This window comes from Pandoraea nosoerga, assembly GCF_902459585.1.
GTDB classification, from domain to species: domain Bacteria; phylum Pseudomonadota; class Gammaproteobacteria; order Burkholderiales; family Burkholderiaceae; genus Pandoraea; species Pandoraea nosoerga.
Genome location: NZ_CABPSC010000020.1, coordinates 1 through 23,613 on the forward strand (window position 1 = coordinate 1; position 23,613 = coordinate 23,613).

The window sequence follows — 23,613 nt, forward strand, 5'->3', positions numbered from 1 at the left end:
ACTCCACGCCGATGATAGTGCGGATTCCCGTGTGAAAGTAGGTAATCGTCAGGCTCCCCTTAAAAACCCCTTGCCAGGCGACTGGCAAGGGGTTTTTGCTTTGCAGGGGCGCTTGAGTGTTGCTTTTGCCTGCCTCCGAAAATGAAGCCTCGGTATGCATGGATGACCCCATGCTCGGATGCTCGGACAAGCATGCTGACTTGCAGACGACTGCTCAAGCCGCTGGGCCACTTGCGGGAGACTCGCGCAGGGACCCCTTCGTCTTCATCCAGGTTTCGATTCAGACGGGTAGCCACCGGGACTCCGCCCCAATGTCGACCTTGTCGCAGACACAAAAAAGGCGCCGGAGATTACGGCACCTTTGATATCCCGCCTTTGCCTCGCACACAACGCCGTCAGAGCAGCGCCGTTCTATCCGTCGCTGCCCTGGCGGATCTGTCGTGACGTCGAGTCCTATCGCGCTGCCGGCGCTGCAGCCAACACTCGGCGCACCACCACAGCGCAAATGCCTGCGAAGACGAACAGCGCGAGCCATTCGGACGTGGCGGCAAAACCCTTGCCGGCGATCGCGAGCGGCGCGTCCGAGCCGGTGACGCCGACGACCATCGCCATCGCAACGCCAACCAGACTTTCGCCCACGATCAAGCCGGAGGCCAGGAGCACGCCGCGTCGTTCCGCGGCCTGGGCAATAGCCCCGAAGTTCTTGCCCTGCGTTTTCGCGCGCGCCTTGAGCAAGCGTTGCGCAATCCACGCGAGCACCGCGCCGATGACGAGCACCGAACCCACCGTCGGCGGCAGATAGATGCCGATACCTACGGCAATCACCGGCACGCGCGCCACGCCCCCCCGTCTGGCCAACGCCGCATCGATCGCGATCAACGCGATACCGAGCACTGCGCCGATACCGAGCATCGACCAGTCGAGCTGATGGGTGAAGATGCCCTTGGCGATGGCCGTCATCAGGATCGCCTGGGGTGCGGACAACGCCTGCGACGGATCCATGCCGGCGCGCGGTAGCGCATCCGTGAAACCATACGCGTTGTAGAGCAGATTCAACACCGGTGGAATCACCGCCGCGCCAACCACGCAGCCGACGAGAAGCGCCACCTGCTGACGCCACGGCGTCGCACCCACGAGCCACCCGGTCTTCAGATCCTGCAGATTGTCGTTCGAGATCGTGGCGATGGCGATCACCGCGGACGTGGTGAACAACGCCAACGCAATGGCGAGCTTGCTGCCGCTGCCGGTATCGAGCAGGCCGCTCGCCTGGCTCACGCTGAGAATGAGTAGCGACACCAGCACCACCGCGACGATACCGATGCCCGAGATCGGACTGGCCGACGAGCCTACCAATCCGGCCATGTATCCGCACGCCGCCGCCACCAGGAATCCGAACACGACGGCAAACACCACGCTGCAAACGACCAGTGTCGCAATGCCGCCGAACGACAGCGGCGCGTCCGCGAGGAACGCCCCGAACGTCACGACCCAGATCGCCACGCACACCAGTGTGAGGCCGATCACCCAATACGGGGACAGGTCCTGCTCGGTGCGCCCCAGCGTGATGCTCTTCGCACGTCCACCCCGCGATTGCCCCAATGCGGCAAACGACGTCTTCACGCCATCGATCATGGGCTTGGCCAGCGTAATGAGGGTCCAGACCGCGGCAACGCCGATCGTGCCCGCACCAATGAAGCGCACCTTGTGCTGCCACAGTCCGTTCGCAAACGCCGCGATCGCCAGCCCATCGGTATTGGGCGTGATCGACGTCAGTACCGGCACGGCGATGCCCCAGCTCAGCACGATGCCCAATAGAATCGCCAATCCGGACACAATCCCGATGAGATAACCCGCCCCGATCAGCGCAAGCGAAAAACCCGTGGTCAGACGGAAGACGGCCGCGCCGGCGGGCACCCATGCGGTAATGCTCTCGCCAAGCACCTTAAGGCCGGTCGTCGCAAAGGCGAACAGGGCCGACACCACGCCGCCGAACGCAATCTCGCGCACGCCGCTGGCCTCCTGTCCCCACTCGCCGGTCGCTTTCATAGCGTCCTGCGAGGCCTCGTTGCCCGCGCTGCCCACGCGCAGTATTTCCGCGGCGGCCACGCCCTCGGGATAGGGCAGATCGCTGTCGACGACCATCGCACGCCGCAACGGAATCGTAAACAGCACGCCGAGAATGCCGCCCGACGCGCAGATCGCGAGCGTCAGCCAGAACGGAAAGCCTTGCCAGTGTCCGATCATCAAAAGGCCGGGCAGCACGAAGATGATCGACGAGAGCGTGCCCGCCGCCGAGGCCTGCGTCTGCACCATGTTGTTCTCGAGGATGTTGCCGCCGCGAAGCGCGCGCAGCACGGCCATCGAGATCACCGCAGCAGGAATGGACGAGGAGAAGGTCAGCCCGACCTTCAGGCCGAGATAGACGTTCGAGGCGGTGAACACCACGGTGATCAGTGCACCGAGAATCATGCCGCGCAGCGTCAGCTCAGGGAGCGACACCGCGTCGGGAATACGAGTGGGGTGGGAGGCCATGTAAAGAGTCGGGGGATTTCCGCCGAATGGGAATGTGGCGCAAATTGTATGCGCCTCGCTGGTGCACCGCCAGTCTTGACGGCCACCATGGAACGTCCCTTACGTCAATTACGTCCCTTACGTCAATTACGTCCTTACGCCCATTACGTCCGCTACGTCCGTTCGAATCGGCTCCGCCGAACCGCAATCGCCGTGCGGAATCCCCGGCGGGTCGCGGCACAAGGGTGCGAGAGTTCCGCAATCGCAGCAAATCCATCTATTTCACGGATGGAATCCAACTTTTCCCAATCGCTTTGCTGATGGATCATACGGGTTTTCCCGTAAAGAAAAATCCAGTACGCGCAGGTCAGTCCGACCGAAACGGCCTGCCACAACCAAGGAGCTTTCCGATGTCCAGCCTGCATACCTCCTCGCATCCGGCAGTCCGGGCAAGCGGCGCTCGCCGCTGGCTCGTGCTCGCCGTCGTGTCGGTGGCGCTGCTGCTCATCGTGATCGACATGACGGTGCTGTACACGGCATTGCCTCGTCTCACTCACGATCTCGCGGCGACGGCCTCCGCCAAGCTGTGGATCGTCAACGCTTACGCGCTCGTCGTCTCGGGCCTGCTGCTCGGCATGGGCACCCTGGGCGATCGCCTTGGCCACAAGCAGCTCTTTCTTGCCGGACTTGCCGTATTCGGCGCGGCGTCGCTGGCGGCCGCATTCGCACCGAGCGCCAACGTGCTGATTGCCGCGCGCGGTTTCCTTGGCGTGGGCGCGGCCATGATGATGCCTGCCACGCTCTCGCTGATCCGCCTGACCTTTGCCGATTCGCACGAGCAGGCGCTGGCTATCGGCATCTGGGCGTCGGTGGCATCGGGCGGCGCCGCGTTCGGCCCGATTCTTGGCGGCGCACTGCTCGAGCACTTCTGGTGGGGTTCGGTGTTCCTGATCAACGTGCCCATCGTGCTGATCGCGTTGCCGCTCGCCTGGTGGCTGATCCCGAAGGGCGCGGCAACGTCGAAGCAACCATGGGACTGGTTCGGTTCGCTGCTCTTCATGGTCGGCCTGATTGGCGTGACGTATGCCATCAAGAGCGCCGGCAAGATCTCGCCCGACTGGGCGACGGTGGGTATTGCCGCGCTCGTCGGCGTTGTCTTCCTGTGGGCGTTCGTCAAGCGCCAGCAGCGCAGCGTGCATCCGTTGCTCGACTTCACGCTGTTCCGCAGCCCGGTATTCGCGCTCGCCGTGGCGGCTGCGCTCATGGCGGCGGCGGCCCTCATCGGCATGCAACTGGTGTTCAGCCAGCGCTTGCAGCTCGTGATGGGCTACTCGCCGCTCGAAGCCGGGCTGGCCGGCATGCCGTTGTCGCTGGCAGCGTTCGTCGCCGGCCCGATCGCGGGGCGGATGCTGCCGCGAATGGGAAGTCCGCGCCTGCTATCGATTGCGTTGACGATGTCGGCCGCGGGCATGGGGGGCTATCTCTTCCTGCGCGACGCGCACTTCATGCTCTGGGCGCTGGCGCTCGTCGTGCTGGGGCTCGGCGTTGGCGCGACCATGACGGCGGCGTCGAGCACCATCATGCAGAGCGCGCCGCGCGAGCGGGCCGGCATGGCGGCGTCCGTCGAGGAAGTATCTTACGAACTCGGCGGAGCGCTGGGCGTGACGTTCATGGGCAGCCTGCTCACGTTCGTCTACGGCCGCGCGATGGACGTGCCGCAAGTGGCGACGCTGCCGGACACCGTGCGTGACAGTCTCGACGAAGCGCAGCTCGTCGCCGAACGTCTGCCCCCCGGCATGGCCGACGCGCTGACGTCGCTCTCTCATGCGGCGTTCAATCAGGGTTTCGACGCGGTGATCGGTGCGGGCGCGCTGTTGCTCCTTGCCACCGCTCTTTGGGGACGCTGGCACGCCCGCCGGCGCTGATCGGCCCGCACGTATCGACGACGCGATTCGCCGGCGCTCCCCAGGCGCCGGCATCCGCGCCCCGCCCGATGGCTCAACCGCCGGCCAGCATCGAAGCCATGGCCTGCAGCGCCAACGGATAACACTGCGCGCCAAGGCCGCAGATCACACCGGTCGCCACGCTCGAGATCAACGAGTGGCGATAGACCTCCTCCCGCTTGTGGATGTTGGTGATGTGCACCTCGATCAGCGGCCGTCGCAGCAACTTGGCCGCATCGAGCACAGGGATCGACCGGAACGACAAGCCCGCCGGATTCAGCACGACGCCGGCATCGGCCTGGAATGCCTCCTGAAGCCAATCGACCATGGTCGCTTCGCTGTTCGTCTGCCGGAACTCGCAACGCAGTTCGAGACGTGCCGCGAGCGTGCGAACGGTCTGCTCGATCTCGGCGAGCGTCGTATGCCCGTAGAGATGCGGCTCGCGCCTGCCCAGCATATTGAGGTTGGGGCCATTGAGAACGTAGACGAGGTCGGACATGATGAGAAATTCGATTCCTGTAAAACTGTAAGAGCCAGCCGTCAGCGACTGTTCAGTGACTGTTGCGCACGCCGCGCGGCGTCTCCAGCGCGGCGGCAGCGGTGGCATCGGCGGCGGCGGGGCCCCCGCCCGACAGCGCCTGGGCCGAGTCCGTGCGATGCATGTCGATGCCGCGTGTTTCGGGCCCGATGAGAATGGCGGCCAGCGAAATGACGTTCAGCGTCGCGCACAGCGCCACGACGGCCCACGGCGATCCGTTGCTGATCGACAGCAGCCACACCGCGACCATCGGCATCGGGCCGCCGGTGAGCAGATTCGCGCCGGTATAGGCCAGCGCGGAGCCGGAGTAGCGCACGTTGGTCGGAAACGCCTCGGCGAAGGCGACCGGCTGAATGCCGCTCTGATACTGCGTGAAGCCCAGGAACAGGCCCATGATGAGCAGCATCGGCACGAAGCTGCGCGTATCGAGCACGGAAAAGTAGACGAGCGAGATAGCGAGCGTGGCGCACGAGCCGATAGCCAGCGCCTTCTTGCGCCCGATGCGGTCGCTGAGCATGCCGCCGAACAGCGCGCCGAAGATGGCGAAGATGTTCGCACCCATCAACAGCATGAATGCCGTCTGCTTCGGCACCTCGAGCGTCTTGGTGATGTAGCTGAGCGAGAACACCACGATCAGATAGAAGATGGCGGCCGGCCCGCAAAAGAAGAGCGTCCAGCGAATGAGCGGCTTGTAGTGCAGCCGCACGGCGTCGCGCAGCGGATTGCTCACCCTGACGATCTGCGCGGCGGACCGCATCGCGGCAAACGCGGGCGTCTCATGTACCCTGAGGCGAATGTAGACGCCCACAATCACGAGCAGGAAGCTCAGCAGGAACGGCACGCGCCATCCCCATGATTCGAACGCCTGCGCCGACAGCGCCGCGGACAATCCGAAAAGTGCCGCATTGGCGAGGATCTGGCTCACGGGCGAGCAGATACCGAGCAGTCCGGAATACTTCCCGCGACGCTCGGGACTCGCGTGCTCGATGGCCATCAGTTGGCCGCCGGTCGACTCGCCACCGAGCGCGAAGCCTTGCACGATGCGAAGCGCCACCAGCAGGATCGGCGCCCATACGCCGATCTGCGCGTAAGTGGGCAACAGTCCCATCAGCACCGACGCCACGCCCATCACCGAGACGGTGGCAAGCATCAGATTCCGGCGCCCGAACTTGTCGCCCAGCGAGCCGCAGACAATCGCGCCAAGCGGTCTTGCGGCGAGCCCCACGCCGAACGTGGCGAGGGACGCGAGCAGCGCCGACGTGGGCTCCATCGCGGGGAAAAAGAGCTTCGGCAGCAGTGTGGCCGCCAATGCGCCATACAACGTAAAGTCGAACCATTCCAGTGCGGTGCCGATGGTCGCGGCGCTCACCGCACGCGTTTGCATCGATGCGTCCGGCACTGAAGGCGTTGCGTGTGTCATGCCTGTCTCCTGACGATGATTTGTCGTTATGCCCCATGCTCACCGCTCGCCGGAGATCGGAACATCGGCATCTGCCGCCGCCGCGGGCCGAGCGGATAGAGGGGGCCGCCCGGGCCTGTCCCGGGCTGGCAAGCAGATAGTAGCGATCACGGTGGAACACTATTCTGGACTGGAATCAGATGCCATAATGCGGAATTCGCCGCGTCACGACCGCGGCAGCCCCATGGAGGAGACGGATGAACGGCGTCATGGAGCGCACGCTCGCCATTCTGGAACTGCTGGCTCAGCAAGTGGGCGGCACGCCGCTGGCGTTCATCGCCGACGAACTCGACATTCCGCGCAGCGCCTGTCACCGCTTGCTGAGCGATCTGAAGACCTTCGGCTATGTACGCCAATTGCGTGAGCACGGTGATTACGTACTGACGACGAAGCTCGTCGGCCTGGGCCTGAGTTTTCTCAGCACTTCCGGCATCGTCGATATGGCGCAGACGATTCTCGACCGGCTCGCGCAGACGTCGGGCGAACTGGTGCGCCTGGCAATCGCCGACGGCGATCGGCTCACATGGGTCGCCAAAGCCCAGGGGGCGATCAAGGGCTTGAAGTACGACCCCGACATGGGGATGGATACGATCCTGTCGTGTTCGGCCACGGGGCACGCGTGGATGATGACGATGACCGACGAGCGTGCGCTGGCACTGGTGAGCCGACAGGGCTTCGGGCAGCCCAGGGACTACGGCCCGAACGCGCCGACGACGGTGCAGGGACTGTTGGCGTTTCTCGAAGCCGCGCGGGCGCGCGGTTACGCCACGATCAACGAGGTGTTTTCGCCCGGCATGACGGCAATGGCGGCGCCGATTCTGCGTCGAGGCTATCCCGCGCTGGGCGTGATCAGCATCGCAGGGCCGTTGATCCGGCTGGACGAGGCGCGCATGGCGCGGCTGGGGCCCGCGTTGCTTGCCGCGGCCTCCGAGCTGGCGGCTGCCAGCCAGGCGTCCCCGTTATTCGACCGGATCCGCTAGGGCGTGGTACTGGTGAGCCGCCGGTACAGCGCTCACTTCAACGAGCACGACAGCCAATGGGCGATGCGCACGCCATCGAGGCGCGCGCCTTCGGGGGTGTCGCTGCCGAGCATCGTCACGATGACGGGACGCCGCTTGTGCACCATCACGCGCATGACCATGTTGTGGCCGGACTCGTTGATGAAGCCGGTCTTCTGCACGCTTGCGTGCACCTTCCCATAGCGCACCAGCCGGTTCGTATTGACGTACTGCAGCTGACCCTTGCCCGTGCGCACCTTTTGCTGATGGTCGATGGAGTAGCGGCGAATCAGCGGGTAGCCGTTCGACGCCCGCACGAGGCGCGCGAGCTCTCGCGCGGTCGAGACGTTGCGCGGCGACAGGCCCGTGGCGTTCTCGAAGCGGGTGTTCGGCATGCCGAGCGCGCGCGCCTTGGCGTTCATGGCGTTGATGAACGCCGCGCGTCCGCCCGGATAGTCGCGGCTCAGCGCCGCGGCCGCGCGATTCTCCGAGGCCATCAGGGAGATGTGCAGCATGTCGGCGCGCGAGAGCGTCGAGCCCACCGCGAGACGCGAATGCGAGAATTTCAACGTGTCGAGATCGGCGCTCGTGACACGCAACGGCGCGCGCATGGCCGGCCCGCTGTCGAGCCACACCATGGCCGTCATCAGCTTGGTGAGCGACGCGATGGGCCGCACCCGGTCCGCGTTCCTGGCGTAGAGCGGCGTGCGCGTCTTTTCGTCCACGATATAGACCGCCCGCGAAAACAACCGTTTGCGAGACGCCGGCGTGAAGCCGCAGCGCGCGAGCAGACGCGGCCTGGCATCGGTGCTGAGCTGCGTGGACGGCGCCGCTGCGATCGCGGATTTCGGTGCGCGACGATGCGACGCGGCTTTCGCCGCGGGCGACTTGGGCGCAACACGACGCTGCGCGGCCGTTGGCCGACGCGTCGTCGCGGCGTGACGCGAAGCCCTGCCGTGACGGGCGGCACGCGTTTGCGACGAGCTCGTCGCCGCCTTGCGATGCATCGCCTTGGCCGACGCCTTCGCCACCGCCTTCTTCTTGGTGGCGTCAAGACGCCGCTTTCCCGTGCTGGTCTGATGCGCGTTGGCCGCGAGCGCATCGCTGATGGGAAGTCCGGCAATGAGCAATATCACGCCGAACAGCACGAGACGCGCCAGCGCGATCGCGCGCGGCGACACGCCATGGAGCGCAGGCAACTGCCGCAGCAAGGTCGGACGGGACGACAGGCGAAGCGATTGCGACGCGCGAGGCAATGGAGGTTTCGGCAGCGGGTACCACTGGGCAAACATCTTCGCGGTTCCGTAGAGGAATGAGTGAGGGGTCGCATCTGTGCGCGGCGTGCGGCGCCAATACAGCACATGAAGGGAAACCGGTTGGACGAAGCTCGTCCGGGTAGTTCCGGAATTTTCGTCGTTCGTATTACAAAAAGTTACAAGAGACGCATTGCCAAGGAGATCGCGGCTCGCGCAAAAGCTCTGCGACGCGCGCCGTATTTGCTTTGCGAAATTGGTTATTGGACGGCGCCCGGCGCGGCTTCCTAGACTGTGCGTTCGCCTCAAACGGCGCGACACATATCAACGGATAAGGGGAATGCCTCATGCAACGCCGCCAATTGTTTCACCTGCTCGGCAGTCTCTCGGCCGCTCTGGCCATCGGCGCACTCGGCACGCTCGGCGCGCTCGGCGCGCTCGGTGCGGGGAGCGCACACGCGGCCGACAAGCCGCTCAAGGTGGGCGTGCGCGGCGGCGTCGACGAGGAAATCTGGGAAGTGGTCACGAAGGTGGCCAAGTCGCGCGGCCTGAACGTCGAGCCGATCGTGATCACCGGCACGGCGAGCCCGAATGAGGCGCTCAACAACGGCGATCTCGACGCCAACTCATTCCAGCACATCCCGTTCCTGCGCGACCAGGTCAGGCAGCGCGGCTACAGGATCGTGTCGGTCGGCGACACGCTCATTTCTCCCATTGCCTTTTATTCGAAGAAGTACAAGTCGCTCGAAGCACTGCCCGTCGGCGCGAAGATCGGCCTGCCGAACGACCCGAGCAACCAGACCCGCGCGCTGGTGATCCTGCGTGACCACGGTCTGGTCAGGCTGCGCGACGGCTTCGATCCCTACACCGGCACGGCAACGCTGGCCGACGTGACGGCCAATCCGCGCAAGCTCGAGTTCATCGAAAGCGCGTCCGTGGTCCTGGCGCGCTCGCTACCGGACGTCGACGCCTCGGCGATCGTCAACAGCTTCGCCTACCAGGTCGGACTGATCGCCACGCGCGATGGCATCGCCGTGGAAAAGCGGGAGAACAATCCATACGTCAACATCATCGCCGTGCGCGAGAAGGACAGGAACGCGCCGTGGGTCGCGCCGCTCGTCAAGGCGTACCAGTCGGAAGAGGTGCGCAGGTTCATCGAAACGAAGTACCAGGGCTCGGTCGTCCCGGCATTCTGACGTTCGAGAGGAGCCTGCGATGACGCACCGACCGGCTTTCCCTGCGCCCGTGACCCGTTTGCCGGGCGCTGCCGCGCGCGAGGCCGTCCATATCACCTTCGAGGGCCTCGGCAAGGTCTACCCGGGCGCGTCGAGCGCAGCGCTGCAGGACGTGTCGTTAGCCGTGCAGCGCGGTGAGCGCTTCGGCATCATCGGGCGCAGCGGTGCGGGCAAATCCACGCTGCTGCGCACGATCAACGCGCTGGAGCTGCCAAGCACCGGGCAGGTCAAGGTCGACGGCGTGGACGTGGCGGCGCTCGGCGAGGAGGCGCTCGTCGACCTGCGACGCCGCATCGGCATGATCTTCCAGCACTTCAACCTGCTCTCGGCGAAGACCGTCTTCGAGAACGTGGCGCTGCCCCTGCGGGTGGCCGGTGTGCCGAAGGCGCAGATCGCGCCGCGCGTGAACGAGCTGCTCGCGCTCGTCGGGCTGGCCGGCCGCGCCCACGCCTATCCGGCAATGCTCTCCGGTGGCCAGAAGCAGCGCGTGGGCATCGCCCGTGCGCTCGTGCATCGGCCCGAGATTCTGCTGTGCGACGAAGCGACGTCCGCGCTCGATCCCGAGACGACCGACGCCATTCTCGCGCTGCTTGGCGACGTGCAGCGCGAATTCGGGCTCACCGTCGTGCTCATTACGCACGACATGGCGGTGATTCACCAGGCTTGCGAGCGCGTGCTCGTGCTCGAGCAGGGCCGCATTGCCGAGCTCGGCCCCGTAGCGGAAGTGTTCGCCAATCCGCTGTCCGCGGCCACGCGTGCGCTGCTCCGCCCGCTGCAGCACGCCTGGCAGGGGCGTCCGGCGTACACCGGTGTGCGCGCGGCCGCCCACGGCAGCTGAGCGCTGAATCCCCAATCCTCGTTTTCGCATTTCCGGCATTCATCATGGTCGACAAATACCTGCGCGCGTTCGGCGAAACCCTGCTGATGGTCACGAGCGCGTGCGCCATCGTGTTCGCGGCGGGCCTGCTGCTCGCCGTGGTGCTCGTCGTGACCGCGCCCGGCGGCCTTGCCGCGCATCCGCGATTCCATCGCGTGCTCTCGGTGATCGTGAATCTGTTTCGCGCGGTGCCGTTCATCATTCTGCTCGTGGCGCTGCTGCCGGTCACGCGCTGGCTCGTCGGCACGACGATGGGCACCTGGGCGGCCGTCGTGCCGCTCGCGGTGCATCTGACACCATTCTTCGCGCGCGTGACGCAGGTTGCATTGCGCGAAATCGAACCGGGGCTGATCGAGGCGGCGCGCGCGATGGGATGCCGGCGCTGGCACATCGTGCGTCATGTGCTGCTGCCCGAGGCGCTGCCGGCCATCCTCGGCGGCGCGACGGTCACCGTCATCGCCATGGTCGGCGCGTCGGCCATGGCCGGCGCCGTGGGGGCGGGTGGTCTCGGCGATCTCGCGGTGCGCTACGGCTACGAGCGCTACGAGACGGCCGTGATGTTCAACGTGATCGCGATTCTCGTGGCACTGGTCACGCTGGTGCAGTTCCTGGGCGAGCGGCTGGCGCGCCGCGTCGATCACCGGCGCTGACACCAACGCCGGCGCAAAAAAAGGGGCCGCGCGAGCGGCCCCGTCGTCTTGCCGATCCGGACGCCGTCGCGCGACGCCCGGAGCCAGGCGCGCCTCAATACCCGAGTGCGAGCCCCGTATTGCGACGCGGATCGTTCGCGCCGTAGTAACGGTTCTTGCCGATCGGTTTGCCGCCGAGCGACGGCGCTCCCACGAGAATCGCGGCAACGTGGTTCGCCGGTTGCGGGCCGGCAAACTTGTGGCCCCAGCTCTCCAGAATCTTCTGCGTGTCGGGGCTCAGCGCGAACGTCTCGAGATTGGTCGCCTCGGGCATCCACTGCTGGTGAAAGCGCGGTGCGTCGACGGCTTCCTGCAGGTTCATGCCGTAGTCGATGACGTTGAGCATGGTGAGCAGCGTCGCCGTGATGATGCGGCTGCCGCCCGGCGTGCCGACCACCATCACCGGCTTGCCGTCCTTCGTGACGATGGTCGGGCTCATCGACGAGAGCGGACGGCGGCCCGGGCCGATGGCGTTCGCTTCACCCTGGATCAGACCGTACAGGTTCGGCACACCCACCTTGGCGGTGAAGTCGTCCATTTCGTCGTTGAGCAGCACGCCCGTGCCGTTGGCCATGACTTTCGCGCCGAACCAGTCGTTAAGCGTGTAGGTGACCGACACGGCGTTGCCCTCGCGGTCGATGATCGAGTAGTGCGTGGTGTTGCTGCCTTCATGCGGCGGCACACCCGGCTTGATCTCCTGCGAGATGCCGGCCTTCTGCGGGTTGATCGCGGCGCGGATCTTGGCGGCGTAGTTCTTGTCGAGCAACTGCGCGATGGGGTTTTTCACGAAGTCCGGATCGCCCAGATAACTGTTGCGATCGACATAGGCATGACGCATCGCCTCGATCGTGTAGTGCACGCCCTGAGCCGAGTGATAGCCCAGCTCCTTCATCGGGTAGCCTTCGAGAATGTTCATGATCTCGCAGATCACCACGCCGCCCGAGCTCGGGGGCGGGGCCGAGACCACGTGATAGCCGCGATAGTCGCATTCGACCGGCGCGAGTTCGCGCGTCCTGTACTGGTCCAGATCGGCCTGCGTGATGATGCCGCCGCCCGCTTTCATCGACGCCACCAGCTTGTCGGCGACTTCACCCTTGTAGAAGCCGTCGGTGCCCTTGGCGCTGATCAGCTTGAGCGTGCGCGCCAGGTCCTTCTGCACCAGGCGCTCGCCCGGCTGAAACGGTCGGCCCTTGTTCAGGAAGATGGCGCCCGAGTTGGCGCGGTCCTTCTCGAAATCCTTGGTCGACGTCCACAGCATGTCCACGTCGCCCTGATCGAGCACGAAGCCCTTCTCGGCGAGCGTGATGGCCGGCGCGAGCAGTTGCTGGCGCGTCTTCGTCCCGTACTTCTCGCGCGCGTATTCCATGCCCGACACGGTGCCCGGCACGCCCACGGCCAGATAGCCGGTGGTCGAGGCGCCCTTGATGACGTTGCCATCCTTGTCGAGGTACATGTTCGCGGTCGCGGCAAGCGGGGCCTTCTCGCGGAAGTCGAGGAAGGTCTTGCGGCCGTCGGCGAGCTGGATCGTCATGAAGCCGCCGCCGCCGATGTTGCCTGCGGCCGGATAGACCACGGCGAGTGCGTAGCCCACGGCAACGGCGGCATCGACTGCGTTACCGCCAGCCTTGAGCACGTCCACGCCGACTTTCGAGGCGAGGTGCTGGGCGGTCACGACCATGCCGTTCTCCGCGCCGACCGGCGCCTGCGAGGCCGCGTGGGCGTTGAACAGCGCACAGCTCAGGGCCGTGGCCAAAAGCGCTTTGGTGAAGGTTGGATTTTTCATCGTCTTTGTGTCGTTCGTTCTTGAGCGAGATGGGAAAACTTCAACAGCGCGCGCGACGGGCGCACGAGGGACAGCTCGCTCGAAGGCCGGGCGCCCTGGGGCGGGCGCCCGGCGCGGCGATGTCTGCGCTGCCGGACAGCAGTCGTGCGTGAAGCTCCGTCGACAGACGAACGGTAACGCATAACGGGTAATTGGGGAAAGATGCGCCAAAAGTCCGGGCGACGGGCCACGCCGGGATACCGGCGTGGCACTGGACAATTCGCGAAAGTGCCCGCCTGCCTTCACGGGCAAGCATCGGACAGTATTGAGGGTCAGATGCGAGGCCGCATTTGCCGGACCGAAAGGTAGCGTTTGCGGGCCCGGCCGGCATCAAAACGGCGCGATCCGCCGCGGCGCTGTTGCACGCTCGCCACGGCGTTGCGGGTCGGATGGCAAGATCGGGGGGCAAGACGGCGATGGCGCCGCCGCTCAGACGAGCAGGTCCTCGTAGAACGCCCCGAACGGACGTGTCGGGTGCGCGATCTGGATCTCCAGAATCCACAGGCCGCAACTGGGCGTGTCGGCGAGATCGCCGAGCTTGCCGCCCTTGTAGATAGCGTGCGGGAAGTCGCTCACGCGGTGGCCCTTGATGTCGAGGTTGAGCACCCAGCCCATCGCCTCGGCCTGCGCCTTCGCAAATTCGTACAGCGCCTGACCGCTTGCGCCATGCTCGCGCCAGTGTGCCTGCACGATGTCGAACAGACGCCTGGCGTCGTCCGCGCAGCGCCGCATCTCCGGATCCGAGCCGGTCGTGCGTGTGAGGCCGCAGTCGCCTTCGTGCGCGCCGAATACCACGCCGATGTCGATGAAGTAGATGTCGTCCTCGCCGAGGATCGGATCATCGTCGCTGCGCTCGCTGAAGGTGCGTAGCGTGTTCTTGCCGAAGCGGATCAGGACCGGATGCCAGATGCGGTCCATGCCGAGCGTGCCGAGCAGGGTCTTGCTCGCGGCAATCGCCTCCGACTCGCGCATGCCGGGCACGATCAGTTCGGCAATCTTTTCGGTCGCTTCCCACGTCAGTGCCTGCGCGCGTTGCATGGCGGCGGCGCTGAACTTCGCCCCGACCGCTTCTCGTTGTGCCAACTCCATCGATTTCTCCATTGGTGATCGATTGCCGGATGTCCCGGATCACGCGCTCGCCGCATTGCCCCGCGGGGAACAGGTGTCATGGCGATAAAGGATACGATCTGACTTGTATAATTCGAAGCGCCATTTATCGTGCTTTCGATTAGGCCACTTTGGAGTCTGACTGGTGCCGAACTGAAGCCGAACTGAAGCCGAACTGAAGCCGAACTGAAGCCTGACCGGAGCCCGACTCACCATGCGCCGACGCCACATCAGTCAATCGCTCGAATTGCCGCTCGCCGATCGTCATGAGAAGGAGACGCGACAGGCCTGGGTCTACCGGTGCGTGCGAGAGCGCATTCTGGCCGGGGAACTGCGCCGTGGCGACCGGTTGCCGTCTACGCGCACGCTGGCCGAGCGCTGGGGCGTGTCGCGCGGCATCGTCGAGCTGGCCTTCGAGCAGTTGACGCTGGAAGGGTATGTCGTGAGTCGCGTGGGCGCAGGCACCGAGGTGCTCGCCGACCTTGCCGGCGCCGCGCCGACGACCCATGCACGACGCGAGGCGCCGGCAGCGATCGAACCGTTACCCGAGAACGCCGCGTCGCTCGCGCTCAAGACCGGACGCTCCGTCGACACGGCGCTGTTCTCGCTGCCGGCCTGGCGCCGCCACATGAACCGTGCCCTGCGCACGGTGACGGCAGCGCAGCTCGCCGACACCGACCCGCGCGGCTACGCGCCGCTGCGAGAGAGCATCGCCCGCTACGTGCGCGTCACGCGTGGCATTGCCTGCGAGGCGTCCGACATCGTCGTGACGACCGGCATCCGTCATGCCATCGACCTGATCACCCAGGTCCTCGCCGACGCCACAACCTGGTGCTACCTCGAAGACCCGGGGTACAAGAACCTGTCGGCGCTGATCGGCGTGCCGGCCTCGCGTTGCGTGAGCGTGCCGGTCGATGACGAGGGCTTCGCGCTCGCCGCTGCCGCGCATGCCGCCGGGGCCGCCCGGCGAGCGGGAGCCACGTCGGGTATCGCCTACGTGACGCCGGCGCACCAGGCGCCGCTCGGCACCACCATGTCCATCAATCGGCGCATGCAACTGCTCGAATGGGCGGCGCGCCACGACGTGTGGATCGTCGAGGACGACTACGACAGCGAGTTCAGCTACGGCAGTGCGCCGCTGCCGGCACTCAAGGCCATCGACGCGCAGGCGCGCGTGATCCATTGCAGCAGCTTCAACAAGTCGCTGTTCCCGTCGCTGCGCATCGGGTACCTGATCGCACCGCCGGCGCTTCTTGCGCGCATTGCGCTGCTGCGCTCGGCGTCGGGCCGTGCCAACAGCCTCGTCGAGCAGATGGCGCTGGCGAGCTATATCGACGCGGGGGATTTCGCCCGGCACCTGCGCGCGTCACGCAGCGTCTACCTGCGCCGGCGCAACCTGCTGCTCGATACGCTGCGAGCGACGATGACGGCGCCGTGCCGCATCACCGGCGAGCACGCCGGTTTTCACTGCGTGCTGTGGCTGCCGGCGCACGTCGACGAGGCCGCGCTCGTGGCGGCGCTGCGCGAGCGGGACGTCTACGTGGAAGGACTGGCGGAGTTCGCGCGGGCGCGCGCCATGCCGCCCGCACTGGTGCTGGGCTACGCCGCGCTCGACGACGCGCGGCTACCGGCAATCGCAACGCAGATCGCCGCGGCGGTGAACGCGGCAGCAGCCCGCTGAGTCCGTGGCACGCGAAGCGGCAGGGGGCGACAGGGGCGAGGGGGGCCAGGGGCGAAGGCTGGCGACAGGCGACGTTCAGTCGTCGCGCCGCCGGTTGCGCAGCTCGAGGCGAATGACAAACCCGCCGGCCACGGCGGACATGATCGCGAGCGCGTACCATGTGAGCAGATAGCTCATGTGGTTGTTGGGGAACTGCACCACGGTGAGGCCGCCCACGGGGTAGTCAAGCGCGGGCGCCCTGCCGGTGGCGGCTTCGCCGTCGCCGTTGGGCAGCTTGGTGCGCTCGCCGGGCTTGCCATCGGCGTCCACGAAGTAGGGCGCCACGTTCGAGAGTCCGCGCGCGGCGGCAATGGCCGCGACATCGCGCGAATACCACAGGTTTTCCGACGGCGCGTTCTTGCGCAGGAAGCCGCCGCCCGTCTCCGGCATGCGCAGCAGCCCCGTGACCGTGACGTCTCCCGCCGGGGGGGGCGGAACGGACTCCCGCCAGCCGGGCGGCACGAAGCCCCGGTTGATCAGCACCTCACTGCCGTCGGCCGTGCGCAGCGGCGTGAGCACCCAGTATCCGCCGCCCAGATCGGTGACGGCCTGCACCAGCGTGTCCTTGTCGAACAAGTAGGTGCCGGTGAGCGAGACGTGACGGTACTCATCGTCGGCGGCGTTGACGGCCGGCCACTGCGCGCGGCCTGGCGCGGCCGCGGGCGGCGCATGCACGCGCGTGTTGACCCGCTCGATGAGCTCGAGCTTCCATGCGCGGCGATGTACCTGCCAGGTGCCGAGCGCCGTAAATACCGACACGAGCAGCAGCGTGACGACGCCGAGCACGGCCAGCCGCAACGGCGAGGGACGGGAAGGCCGGGGGGCGCGCGCGTCGGGAGCCGATGCGCCTGAAGTGCTCGGGGGACGCTGTGCGTCCCCCGTTTCGTGAAATCGATGGCTGTTCAAGGCAATGCCGTTCAGGGAAGGTTTTTCGTATCCTGCATCATACCCGGCATCATGTTCTGGTTCAGGTGATACATCACCCACAGCGAGCCCGAGAGCGTGATCACCACCATCACGATCGTGAAGATCAGCGACAGCAGGCTCCAGCCGCCCTCCGCCTTTCCGGTCATGTGCAGGAAGTAGATCATGTGGACCACGATCTGAATGGCGCCCACGAACAGAATCAGGATCGCGGTCGTGCTCGACTTCTCGAACACGCCGCCCATCACGAACCAGAACGGAATCGCGGTGAGAATGACCGACAGAACGAAGCCCGTCACATAGCCGCGCAGCGTGCTGTGCGGCCCTTCGTCCTCGTGGCCATGATCGTGATCGTGTCCGTCGGCGTCGTGCAGTGTCGAATCGTGGGTGCTCACGGCAACACTCCCATCAAGTAGACGAAGGTGAAGACGCCGATCCAGACGACGTCCAGAAAGTGCCAGAACATCGACAGGCACATCAGGCGGCGCCGGTTCGGCGCGGTGAGGCCATGCTTGCCGACCTGAACCATCAGCGTGATGAGCCAGACGATCCCGAACGTCACGTGCAGCCCGTGCGTGCCCACCAGCGTGAAGAACGACGAAAGGAACGCACTGCGCCAGGGACCGGCGCCCTCGTGAATGAGGTTCGCGAATTCGTAGAGTTCCAGCGACAGGAACGCCGCGCCCAGCAGGCCGGTTACCGCGAGCCAGCCGAGCACCGCGCCCTGGCGTCGCCTTTGCATCTCCAGCATCGCGAAGCCATAGGTGATCGAGGAGAGCAGCAGGAACGTGGTGTTGACGGCCACCAGCGGCAGCTCGAACAACTCCGCGCCGGTCGGCCCGCCGGCGTAGCTGCGACCGAGTACGCCATACGTCGCGAACAGGCACGCGAAGACGAGACAGTCGCTCATCAGGTACACCCAGAAGCCGAGCAGCGTCCCGCTCGGCGGGTGATAGTCGCTCGTCATCAGGAACTTCAGTTCGCCGTTGCGCGGCGGATCGGCGGCCGGCATGCCGCCTGGCGAAAAGGTTGCGGTCGTATCAGCCATGCTGGGCGAGCAGGCGCGTGCGCGCCGCCTCCGTGTGTTCGACCTGGTCGGCCGGGATGTAATACTCGCGGTGATAGTTGAACGTGTGGCCGATCGCCACGGCCAGCAGCGCGACGAACGAGACGATCACCACCAGCCACATGTGCCAGATGAGCCCGAAGCCGCATACCGTCGACAGGCCGGCGAGGATGATGCCGGCGCTCGTGTTCTTCGGCATGTGGATCGAGAGGAAGCCGCTCTCGGGCCGCTTGAAGCCGTGCTGCTTCATTTGCCACCACGCGTCGTTGTCATGCACGATCGGCGTGAAGGCGAAGTTGTAGTCCGGCGGCGGCGAGGACGTCGACCATTCCAGCGTGCGGCCATTCCACGGGTCGCCGCTCACGTCGCGCAACTGGTCGCGCCGCATGTAGCTCACCACCAGCTGGATGATGAAGCACACGATGCCCAGGCCGATGAGCAGCGCGCCCACGGCCGCCACCTGGAACCAGATCTGCAGCGACATGGAGCTCTCGTCGAAGTGGCTCACGCGCCGCGTCACGCCCATCAGGCCGAGCAGATAGAGCGGCATGAACGCAACGTAGAAGCCGACGAGCCAGAACCAGAACGAGCACTTGCCCCAGAACGGATCGAGCCGGTAGCCGAAAGCCTTCGGAAACCAGTAGCTGATCGCCGCCATGATCCCGAACACCACGCCGCCGATGATCACGTTGTGAAAGTGCGCGATCAGGAACAGGCCGTTGTGCAGCGAGAAGTCCGCGGGCGGCACAGCCAGCAGCACGCCCGTCATGCCGCCGATCACGAACGTCACCATGAAGCCCACCGTCCACAGCATCGGGACTTCGAAGCGGATGCGCCCGCGATACATCGTGAATAGCCAGTTGAATATCTTCGCCCCGGTCGGTATCGAGATGATCATCGTCGTGATGCCGAAAAACGAATTCACGCTCGCGCCCGAGCCCATCGTGAAGAAGTGGTGCAGCCACACCAGGTAGGACAGCACCGTGATCACGACCGTCGCGTAGACCATCGACGCGTAACCGAACAGGCGCTTGCCCGTGAAGGTCGCCACCACTTCCGAATACACGCCGAACACCGGCAGCACGAGAATGTAGACCTCCGGGTGTCCCCAGATCCAGATGAGGTTCACGTACATCATCGGGTTGCCGCCGAGGTCGTTCGTGAAGAAGTTCGTGCCGGCGTAGCGATCGAGCGCGAGCAGCGCGAGCACGGCGGTAAGCACGGGGAAGGCGGCCACGATCAGCACGTTCGTGCAAAGCGATGTCCACGTGAACACCGGCATGCGCATCATCGTCATGCCGGGCGCGCGCATCTTCACGATGGTCACCAGCAAATTGATGCCCGATAGCAAGGTGCCGACCCCGGCGATCTGCAACGCCCATATGAAGTAGTCGACGCCCACGTCGGGACTCTGCTGCAGGCCTGATAACGGCGGATAGGCGAGCCAGCCCGTGCGCGCGAACTCGCCGACGAAGAGCGACATCATCACGAGCACCGCGCCGCTCGTCGTCATCCAGAAGCTGAAGTTGTTGAGAAACGGAAACGCCACGTCGCGCGCGCCGATCTGCAGCGGCACCACGAAGTTCATGAGCCCCGTGACGAGCGGCATCGCCACGAAGAAGATCATGATCACGCCGTGGGCGGTGAAGATCTGGTCGTAGTGATGCGGGGGCAGGTAGCCGGCGTTGTCCCCGAACGAGATCGCCTGTTGCAGTCGCATCATCGCCGCGTCCGCAAAACCGCGCAGCAGCATGACGATCCCCAGGATCACGTACATGATGCCGATCTTCTTGTGATCGATGCTCGTGAACCACTCCCGCCAGAGGTAGCCCCACAGTCTGAAGTACGTGATGGCGCCGACCACGGCGATGCCGCCGAGAGCCACCCCGGCGAAGGTCGCGAGGAGGATCGGTTCGTGGTACGGGATCGCCTCGATCGTGAGGCGGCCGAAGATCAGCTTGACGATGTCCATAAGCTCGAACCTGGGATCATTCGCGCGCGAGGCGCATCATTGTCGAGGATTGGGCGCGGTAGGCGTCACTGCGTGAGTGCCTCGCCGGGTGCGCCTCGGGGGTCCAGTGCGAACTGCGCCGTGTTCCGGGGCGTGCACATCGCGTCGGCGAGCAGCGCATCGGTCTTGCCCGCTCGCGAGCGGCTGGCATGCGAATGGTTGGGCTGATCCATCAGATCCTTCAGACAGGTCTGGCCCGGTTGGACGCAACGGTTGAGAATCGCGTCGTAGAGATTGGGCGCCACGTCCGCGTAGTAATGCACGGGCACCCATTCGCTCGGCTTGGCCAGCGCCTCGTACTTGTCGCGCGAGAGGGTGTCGCCCTGCGCCTTGACCTTGGCGACCCATGCATCGAATTCCTCCGGCGAGACGCCGTGGAACTTGAAACGCATGCCCGAGAAGCCCGCACCGCTGTAGTTCGCGGAGAAGCCGTCATACACGCCCGGCTTGTTGACGACCGCGTGCAGCTTCGTCTCCATGCCCGGCATGGCGTACACCTGCCCGGCGAGCGCGGGCACGAAGAACGAGTTCATCATCGTCGTCGCCGTGATCTCGAAGCGGATGGGACGGTCGACGGGCGCGGTCAGTTCGTTGACCGTGGCGATCCCCTGATCGGGATAGAAAAAGAGCCACTTCCAGTCCATCGCCACGACCTGCACCGTGAGCGCACGCGTGTCGGGCGGGATCTCGCGCCTGGCGTCGAGGCGCTCGAGCGGGCGATAGGGATCGAGCTTGTGCGTGCTCACCCAGGTGAGCGCTCCGAGCGCGATGATGATGATCAGCGGCGCGGACCAGATCAGCAGCTCGAGCAGCGTGGAATGATCCCACTCCGGGGTGTAGACGGCGTTCTTGTTCGACTCCCGATAACGCCACGCGAAAAGCAGCGTGAGCACGATCACCGGCACGATGATCAGCAGCATCAGGATGGTGGAGATGATGATGATGTCGCGCTGCCTCACCGCGAGATCGCCGGCCGGCGACATCAATACGGCACTGCAACCGGACAGCAACGCGGCGGCGGCGGGGAGCAAAAGTACCCCGCGGATAAACTTTGGGGAAGTCATGCTGCGATCAGTCAACCGTAGCTGTAGACGCAAACCATCATGGACTCCGGCTCCCATGCATGATACTAGGGTAAACCCTATGGCGTGATATCGAGATACCTGCGATGCTTTTTGTGCACGTGTGTCATGGTCATCCCGATCCGCAAGGGGGTCCGATAATGTCAAGCAGTGCTCATCAACCGCCGGCACCGAACGGTGTCCCCGTCGCGGCCACAGCGCACGATCATGGGAGCAAATCCCGCATTGCGCCGGAGGAAATCGCCGTCGGGGTGGTTGTCGGACGTGCTTCCGAGTACTTCGACTTTTTCGTGTTCGGCATCGCCGCCGTGCTCGTCTTCCCGCACGTCTTCTTCCCGTTCGCCGACGGGCTGCATGGCCTGCTGTACGCGTTCACCATCTTCTCGTTCGCATTTCTCTCGCGTCCCTTCGGCACGGCTTTGTTCATGACCGTGCAGCGCCGCTGGGGACGCAGCATCAAGCTCACGGCGGCGCTGTTCGTGCTCGGCACCGCCACCGCGGGCATGGCGTTTCTGCCCGGTTACGCCGTGCTCGGCGAGAAGTCGATCTGGCTGCTCGCGTTTTTCCGCCTGCTCCAGGGCGTGGGCTTCGGCGGTTCGTGGGACGGGCTGCCCTCGCTGCTCGCGATGAATGCGCCGCCGCAGCGGCGCGGCTGGTATTCGATGATGGGGCAGTTGGGCGCGCCGATCGGCTTCATCATTGCCGCCGGCCTGTTCCTGTTCCTGCATTGGAGTCTCGAGCCCGACGACTTCCTCACTTGGGGCTGGCGCTATCCCTTCTACGTGGCATTTGCCGTGAACGTGGTGGCGCTCTTCGCACGGCTGCGCCTGGTGGTGACGCACGAATACACCGAGATGCTGGAAGAGGGACAACTCGAGCCGATCAGCACGCGCGAGATGGTGCGCTCGCAGGGCTACAACATCTTTCTCGGTGCATTCGCGGCGCTCGCGAGCTACGCGTTGTTCCACCTCGTGACCGTGTTCCCGCTGTCATGGATCACGCTGCAAAACACGCAGGACATGAACAGCGTGTTGATCGTGCAACTGTGCGGCGCGGCGATCGCCATCGTGTGCACGGTGATTTCGGGGCGCATTGCCGACCGCATCGGCCGCCGCACCACGCTCGGGCTCTTCGCGATCTTCATCGCCATCTTCGCGCTGTTCGCGCCGTTTTTGATGGGCGGCGGCTCGGCCCGGCAGGATATCTTCATTCTCGTGGGCTTCGCGCTGTTGGGACTGTCGTATGGACAGGCGGCCGGGACGGTGACGTCCAACTTCGAGCAGCGTTTTCGCTACACCGGCGCGGCGCTCACGACCGACTTCGCGTGGCTGTTCGGCGCGGCGTTCGCGCCGCTCGTCGCACTGGGCCTGTCGGCGGAGTTCGGGTTGGTGGCCGTGAGCGGCTATCTGCTCTCCGGGGCGGTGTGCACGCTGCTCGCGCTGCGCATCAACAAGGCCCTGGAGACGCGCGACTGACGGCTATACGTCATGCAGCATGCCCACGATGGCGGCGGTGATGTCGCGCGTGCGCGCATCGTGCTCGCGATGAATCATGCCGACCGTGCGCAGCAGCGGCGGATCGGCAATCGGCACGATGCGCAGCAGCGGATCGGCCTGCCAGTCGCCGCGATGCAACAGCGGCAGCACTGAGACTCCCACGTTCTTGCGCACGAGGGCGACGATCGTCTCGATGGAGTTGAGCTCGAGATATTCGGTCACGCCGAGCTTGGCCGCGCGCAGCGCCTGTTCCACCACCATCCCCGTGCGCACGCGTCGGTCGAAGCGCAGGAAGGCGTGCGCATCGAGAATGCGCTGCGGGTCGGACTCGCTCACGTCGCGATTGACGACCATGACCATCGGTTCGGTATAGAGCGGGGTCCACACGAGCCCGTCCGCGCGGGCGTCGCCGGCGCGGGCCACCACGGCGGCGATGTCCACTTCACCTTGCTCCACGAGCTCGGTCAGTTCGTCCGAGCGCGCCGACGTGAGCCGCACGTCGAGCCCTGGGTGCGCCGTCTTCAATTCGGCGACCACGAGCGACAGCGCGCCGATGACCGACACCACCGCTCCGATGCTGACCGGTCCCTGCATCGCGTCGACAGGCGTGCGGGTGAGCTCGGCGGTGAGCGCGAGTATCTGCTCGACGCGCGGAAACAGCTCGCGCCCCTGGCGCGTGAGCGTGATCTGCCGGCCGCGTCGGTCGAACAGTCGCTGGCCGACGGCATCTTCCAGTCCACGCATCTGCAGGCTGACCGCCGCCTGGGTCAGCGCCGCGCGCTCGGCCGCGGCTGCGAACGAGCCGGTTTGAGCCACCAGGCGGAACGTCTTCAACATGCGCAGCGTGAGCATCTGTCAGATAAAAATTAATTAAGTATGAAA

At 65.4% G+C, this 23,613-nt stretch carries 18 protein-coding genes and 1 pseudogene; 7 read left to right on the plus strand and 12 right to left on the minus strand.

Translation table 11 applies throughout. From position 1 onward, the window contains the following. Positions 1-453 precede the first annotated feature (453 nt). Positions 454-2,532, minus strand: a complete 2,079-nt coding sequence (locus PNO31109_RS20115; protein WP_150557216.1) for an OPT family oligopeptide transporter — start codon at positions 2,530-2,532, stop codon at positions 454-456. Positions 2,533-2,921: 389 nt separating this feature from the next. On the opposite strand from PNO31109_RS20115, the gene PNO31109_RS20120 reads away from it, so the two are divergent. Then, a complete protein-coding gene (locus PNO31109_RS20120; protein WP_150557217.1) occupies positions 2,922-4,436 on the plus strand; it encodes an MFS transporter in 1,515 nt (504 codons plus the stop codon). Positions 4,437-4,509: 73 nt separating this feature from the next. Here the strand turns inward: PNO31109_RS20120 and PNO31109_RS20125 are convergent, their stop codons facing one another. Further along, the gene (locus PNO31109_RS20125) at positions 4,510-4,953 is read right to left on the minus strand and encodes a type II 3-dehydroquinate dehydratase (protein ID WP_150557218.1); all 444 of its coding nucleotides are present in this window, start codon (positions 4,951-4,953) and stop codon (positions 4,510-4,512) included. Between the two features lie 52 nt (positions 4,954-5,005). Beyond that, a complete protein-coding gene (locus tag PNO31109_RS20130) occupies positions 5,006-6,412 on the minus strand; it encodes an MFS transporter (RefSeq protein ID WP_241014297.1) in 1,407 nt (468 codons plus the stop codon). A 236-nt stretch (positions 6,413-6,648) separates the two neighbouring features. Between PNO31109_RS20130 and PNO31109_RS20135 the strand changes: the two genes are divergently transcribed. Continuing rightward, entirely contained in the window at positions 6,649-7,431 is a 783-nt protein-coding gene (locus PNO31109_RS20135) for an IclR family transcriptional regulator (protein WP_150557219.1), read from the plus strand. A 32-nt stretch (positions 7,432-7,463) separates the two neighbouring features. On the opposite strand, the gene PNO31109_RS22250 is transcribed toward PNO31109_RS20135, so the two are convergent. Beyond that, on the minus strand, positions 7,464-8,741 hold the full coding sequence (locus PNO31109_RS22250; RefSeq protein WP_241014295.1) for a serine hydrolase: 1,278 nt from the start codon (positions 8,739-8,741) through the stop codon (positions 7,464-7,466). A gap of 308 nt (positions 8,742-9,049) precedes the next feature. Between PNO31109_RS22250 and PNO31109_RS20145 the strand changes: the two genes are divergently transcribed. The 3 genes and pseudogenes from PNO31109_RS20145 to PNO31109_RS20155 all read left to right on the plus strand — a co-directional run bounded on the left by PNO31109_RS20145 (position 9,050) and on the right by PNO31109_RS20155 (position 11,464). After that, a complete protein-coding gene (locus tag PNO31109_RS20145; RefSeq protein WP_150557220.1) occupies positions 9,050-9,898 on the plus strand; it encodes a MetQ/NlpA family ABC transporter substrate-binding protein in 849 nt (282 codons plus the stop codon). A 19-nt stretch (positions 9,899-9,917) separates the two neighbouring features. Further along, a pseudogene (locus tag PNO31109_RS20150) lies at positions 9,918-10,718 on the plus strand (methionine ABC transporter ATP-binding protein); the annotation flags it as partial. 101 nt (positions 10,719-10,819) lie between these two features. Continuing rightward, complete coding sequence (locus tag PNO31109_RS20155; RefSeq protein ID WP_150557222.1) at positions 10,820-11,464, plus strand: methionine ABC transporter permease; 645 nt, start codon at positions 10,820-10,822, stop codon at positions 11,462-11,464. Positions 11,465-11,558: 94 nt separating this feature from the next. On the opposite strand, the gene ggt is transcribed toward PNO31109_RS20155, so the two are convergent. Together ggt and PNO31109_RS20165 are read right to left on the minus strand one after the other, a co-directional pair. Beyond that, positions 11,559-13,181: a gamma-glutamyltransferase gene (gene ggt, locus PNO31109_RS20160; protein ID WP_370750490.1), complete on the minus strand. Its 1,623-nt coding sequence runs from the start codon at positions 13,179-13,181 to the stop codon at positions 11,559-11,561. 573 nt (positions 13,182-13,754) lie between these two features. Then, positions 13,755-14,414, minus strand: a complete 660-nt coding sequence (locus tag PNO31109_RS20165; RefSeq protein ID WP_150557224.1) for a M24 family metallopeptidase — start codon at positions 14,412-14,414, stop codon at positions 13,755-13,757. A 232-nt stretch (positions 14,415-14,646) separates the two neighbouring features. Here PNO31109_RS20165 and pdxR point away from each other — a divergent pair, with 232 nt between their 5' ends. After that, positions 14,647-16,113: a MocR-like pyridoxine biosynthesis transcription factor PdxR gene (pdxR, locus tag PNO31109_RS20170; RefSeq protein ID WP_150557225.1), complete on the plus strand. Its 1,467-nt coding sequence runs from the start codon at positions 14,647-14,649 to the stop codon at positions 16,111-16,113. A gap of 75 nt (positions 16,114-16,188) precedes the next feature. On the opposite strand, the gene PNO31109_RS20175 is transcribed toward pdxR, so the two are convergent. The 5 genes from PNO31109_RS20175 to cyoA form a co-directional block, all read right to left on the minus strand. Further along, entirely contained in the window at positions 16,189-16,938 is a 750-nt protein-coding gene (locus tag PNO31109_RS20175; RefSeq protein ID WP_244958217.1) for an SURF1 family protein, read from the minus strand. Between the two features lie 131 nt (positions 16,939-17,069). Beyond that, positions 17,070-17,471 (minus strand): cytochrome o ubiquinol oxidase subunit IV, encoded by a 402-nt coding sequence (gene cyoD / locus PNO31109_RS20180; RefSeq protein ID WP_150557226.1) that lies wholly within the window; start codon positions 17,469-17,471, stop codon positions 17,070-17,072. Further along, a complete protein-coding gene (cyoC, locus tag PNO31109_RS20185; protein WP_150557227.1) occupies positions 17,468-18,124 on the minus strand; it encodes a cytochrome o ubiquinol oxidase subunit III in 657 nt (218 codons plus the stop codon). The genes cyoD and cyoC overlap by 4 nt, the downstream gene beginning before the upstream one ends. Then, positions 18,117-20,114: a cytochrome o ubiquinol oxidase subunit I gene (gene cyoB, locus PNO31109_RS20190; RefSeq protein ID WP_150557228.1), complete on the minus strand. Its 1,998-nt coding sequence runs from the start codon at positions 20,112-20,114 to the stop codon at positions 18,117-18,119. The genes cyoC and cyoB overlap by 8 nt, the downstream gene beginning before the upstream one ends. A 65-nt stretch (positions 20,115-20,179) precedes the next feature. Continuing rightward, the gene (cyoA, locus tag PNO31109_RS20195; RefSeq protein ID WP_150557229.1) at positions 20,180-21,217 is read right to left on the minus strand and encodes a ubiquinol oxidase subunit II; all 1,038 of its coding nucleotides are present in this window, start codon (positions 21,215-21,217) and stop codon (positions 20,180-20,182) included. A gap of 158 nt (positions 21,218-21,375) precedes the next feature. On the opposite strand from cyoA, the gene PNO31109_RS20200 reads away from it, so the two are divergent. Further along, positions 21,376-22,710, plus strand: a complete 1,335-nt coding sequence (locus PNO31109_RS20200) for an MFS transporter (RefSeq protein ID WP_370750489.1) — start codon at positions 21,376-21,378, stop codon at positions 22,708-22,710. A 3-nt stretch (positions 22,711-22,713) separates the two neighbouring features. Here the strand turns inward: PNO31109_RS20200 and PNO31109_RS20205 are convergent, their stop codons facing one another. Next, positions 22,714-23,583: a LysR substrate-binding domain-containing protein gene (locus PNO31109_RS20205; protein ID WP_150557231.1), complete on the minus strand. Its 870-nt coding sequence runs from the start codon at positions 23,581-23,583 to the stop codon at positions 22,714-22,716. Positions 23,584-23,613: the final 30 nt, after the last annotated feature.

Bases quoted from the DNA above. Each gene is read 5' to 3' on its own strand.
- PNO31109_RS20130 (WP_241014297.1), bottom strand. From the start codon at position 6,412: ATGACACACGCAACGCCTTCAGTGCCGGACGCATCGATGCAAACGCGT.
- PNO31109_RS20155 (WP_150557222.1), top strand. From the start codon at position 10,820: ATGGTCGACAAATACCTGCGCGCGTTCGGCGAAACCCTGCTGATGGTC.
- PNO31109_RS20125 (WP_150557218.1), bottom strand. From the start codon at position 4,953: ATGTCCGACCTCGTCTACGTTCTCAATGGCCCCAACCTCAATATGCTG.
- cyoB (WP_150557228.1), bottom strand. From the start codon at position 20,114: ATGGACATCGTCAAGCTGATCTTCGGCCGCCTCACGATCGAGGCGATC.
- pdxR (WP_150557225.1), top strand. From the start codon at position 14,647: ATGCGCCGACGCCACATCAGTCAATCGCTCGAATTGCCGCTCGCCGAT.
- PNO31109_RS22250 (WP_241014295.1), bottom strand. From the start codon at position 8,741: ATGTTTGCCCAGTGGTACCCGCTGCCGAAACCTCCATTGCCTCGCGCG.
- PNO31109_RS20120 (WP_150557217.1), top strand. From the start codon at position 2,922: ATGTCCAGCCTGCATACCTCCTCGCATCCGGCAGTCCGGGCAAGCGGC.
- PNO31109_RS20200 (WP_370750489.1), top strand. From the start codon at position 21,376: ATGTCAAGCAGTGCTCATCAACCGCCGGCACCGAACGGTGTCCCCGTC.
- PNO31109_RS20165 (WP_150557224.1), bottom strand. From the start codon at position 14,414: ATGGAGTTGGCACAACGAGAAGCGGTCGGGGCGAAGTTCAGCGCCGCC.
- ggt (WP_370750490.1), bottom strand. From the start codon at position 13,181: ATGGTCGTGACCGCCCAGCACCTCGCCTCGAAAGTCGGCGTGGACGTG.
- PNO31109_RS20135 (WP_150557219.1), top strand. From the start codon at position 6,649: ATGAACGGCGTCATGGAGCGCACGCTCGCCATTCTGGAACTGCTGGCT.
- cyoC (WP_150557227.1), bottom strand. From the start codon at position 18,124: ATGGCTGATACGACCGCAACCTTTTCGCCAGGCGGCATGCCGGCCGCC.
- PNO31109_RS20115 (WP_150557216.1), bottom strand. From the start codon at position 2,532: ATGGCCTCCCACCCCACTCGTATTCCCGACGCGGTGTCGCTCCCTGAG.
- PNO31109_RS20145 (WP_150557220.1), top strand. From the start codon at position 9,050: ATGCAACGCCGCCAATTGTTTCACCTGCTCGGCAGTCTCTCGGCCGCT.
- PNO31109_RS20205 (WP_150557231.1), bottom strand. From the start codon at position 23,583: ATGCTCACGCTGCGCATGTTGAAGACGTTCCGCCTGGTGGCTCAAACC.
- cyoA (WP_150557229.1), bottom strand. From the start codon at position 21,217: ATGACTTCCCCAAAGTTTATCCGCGGGGTACTTTTGCTCCCCGCCGCC.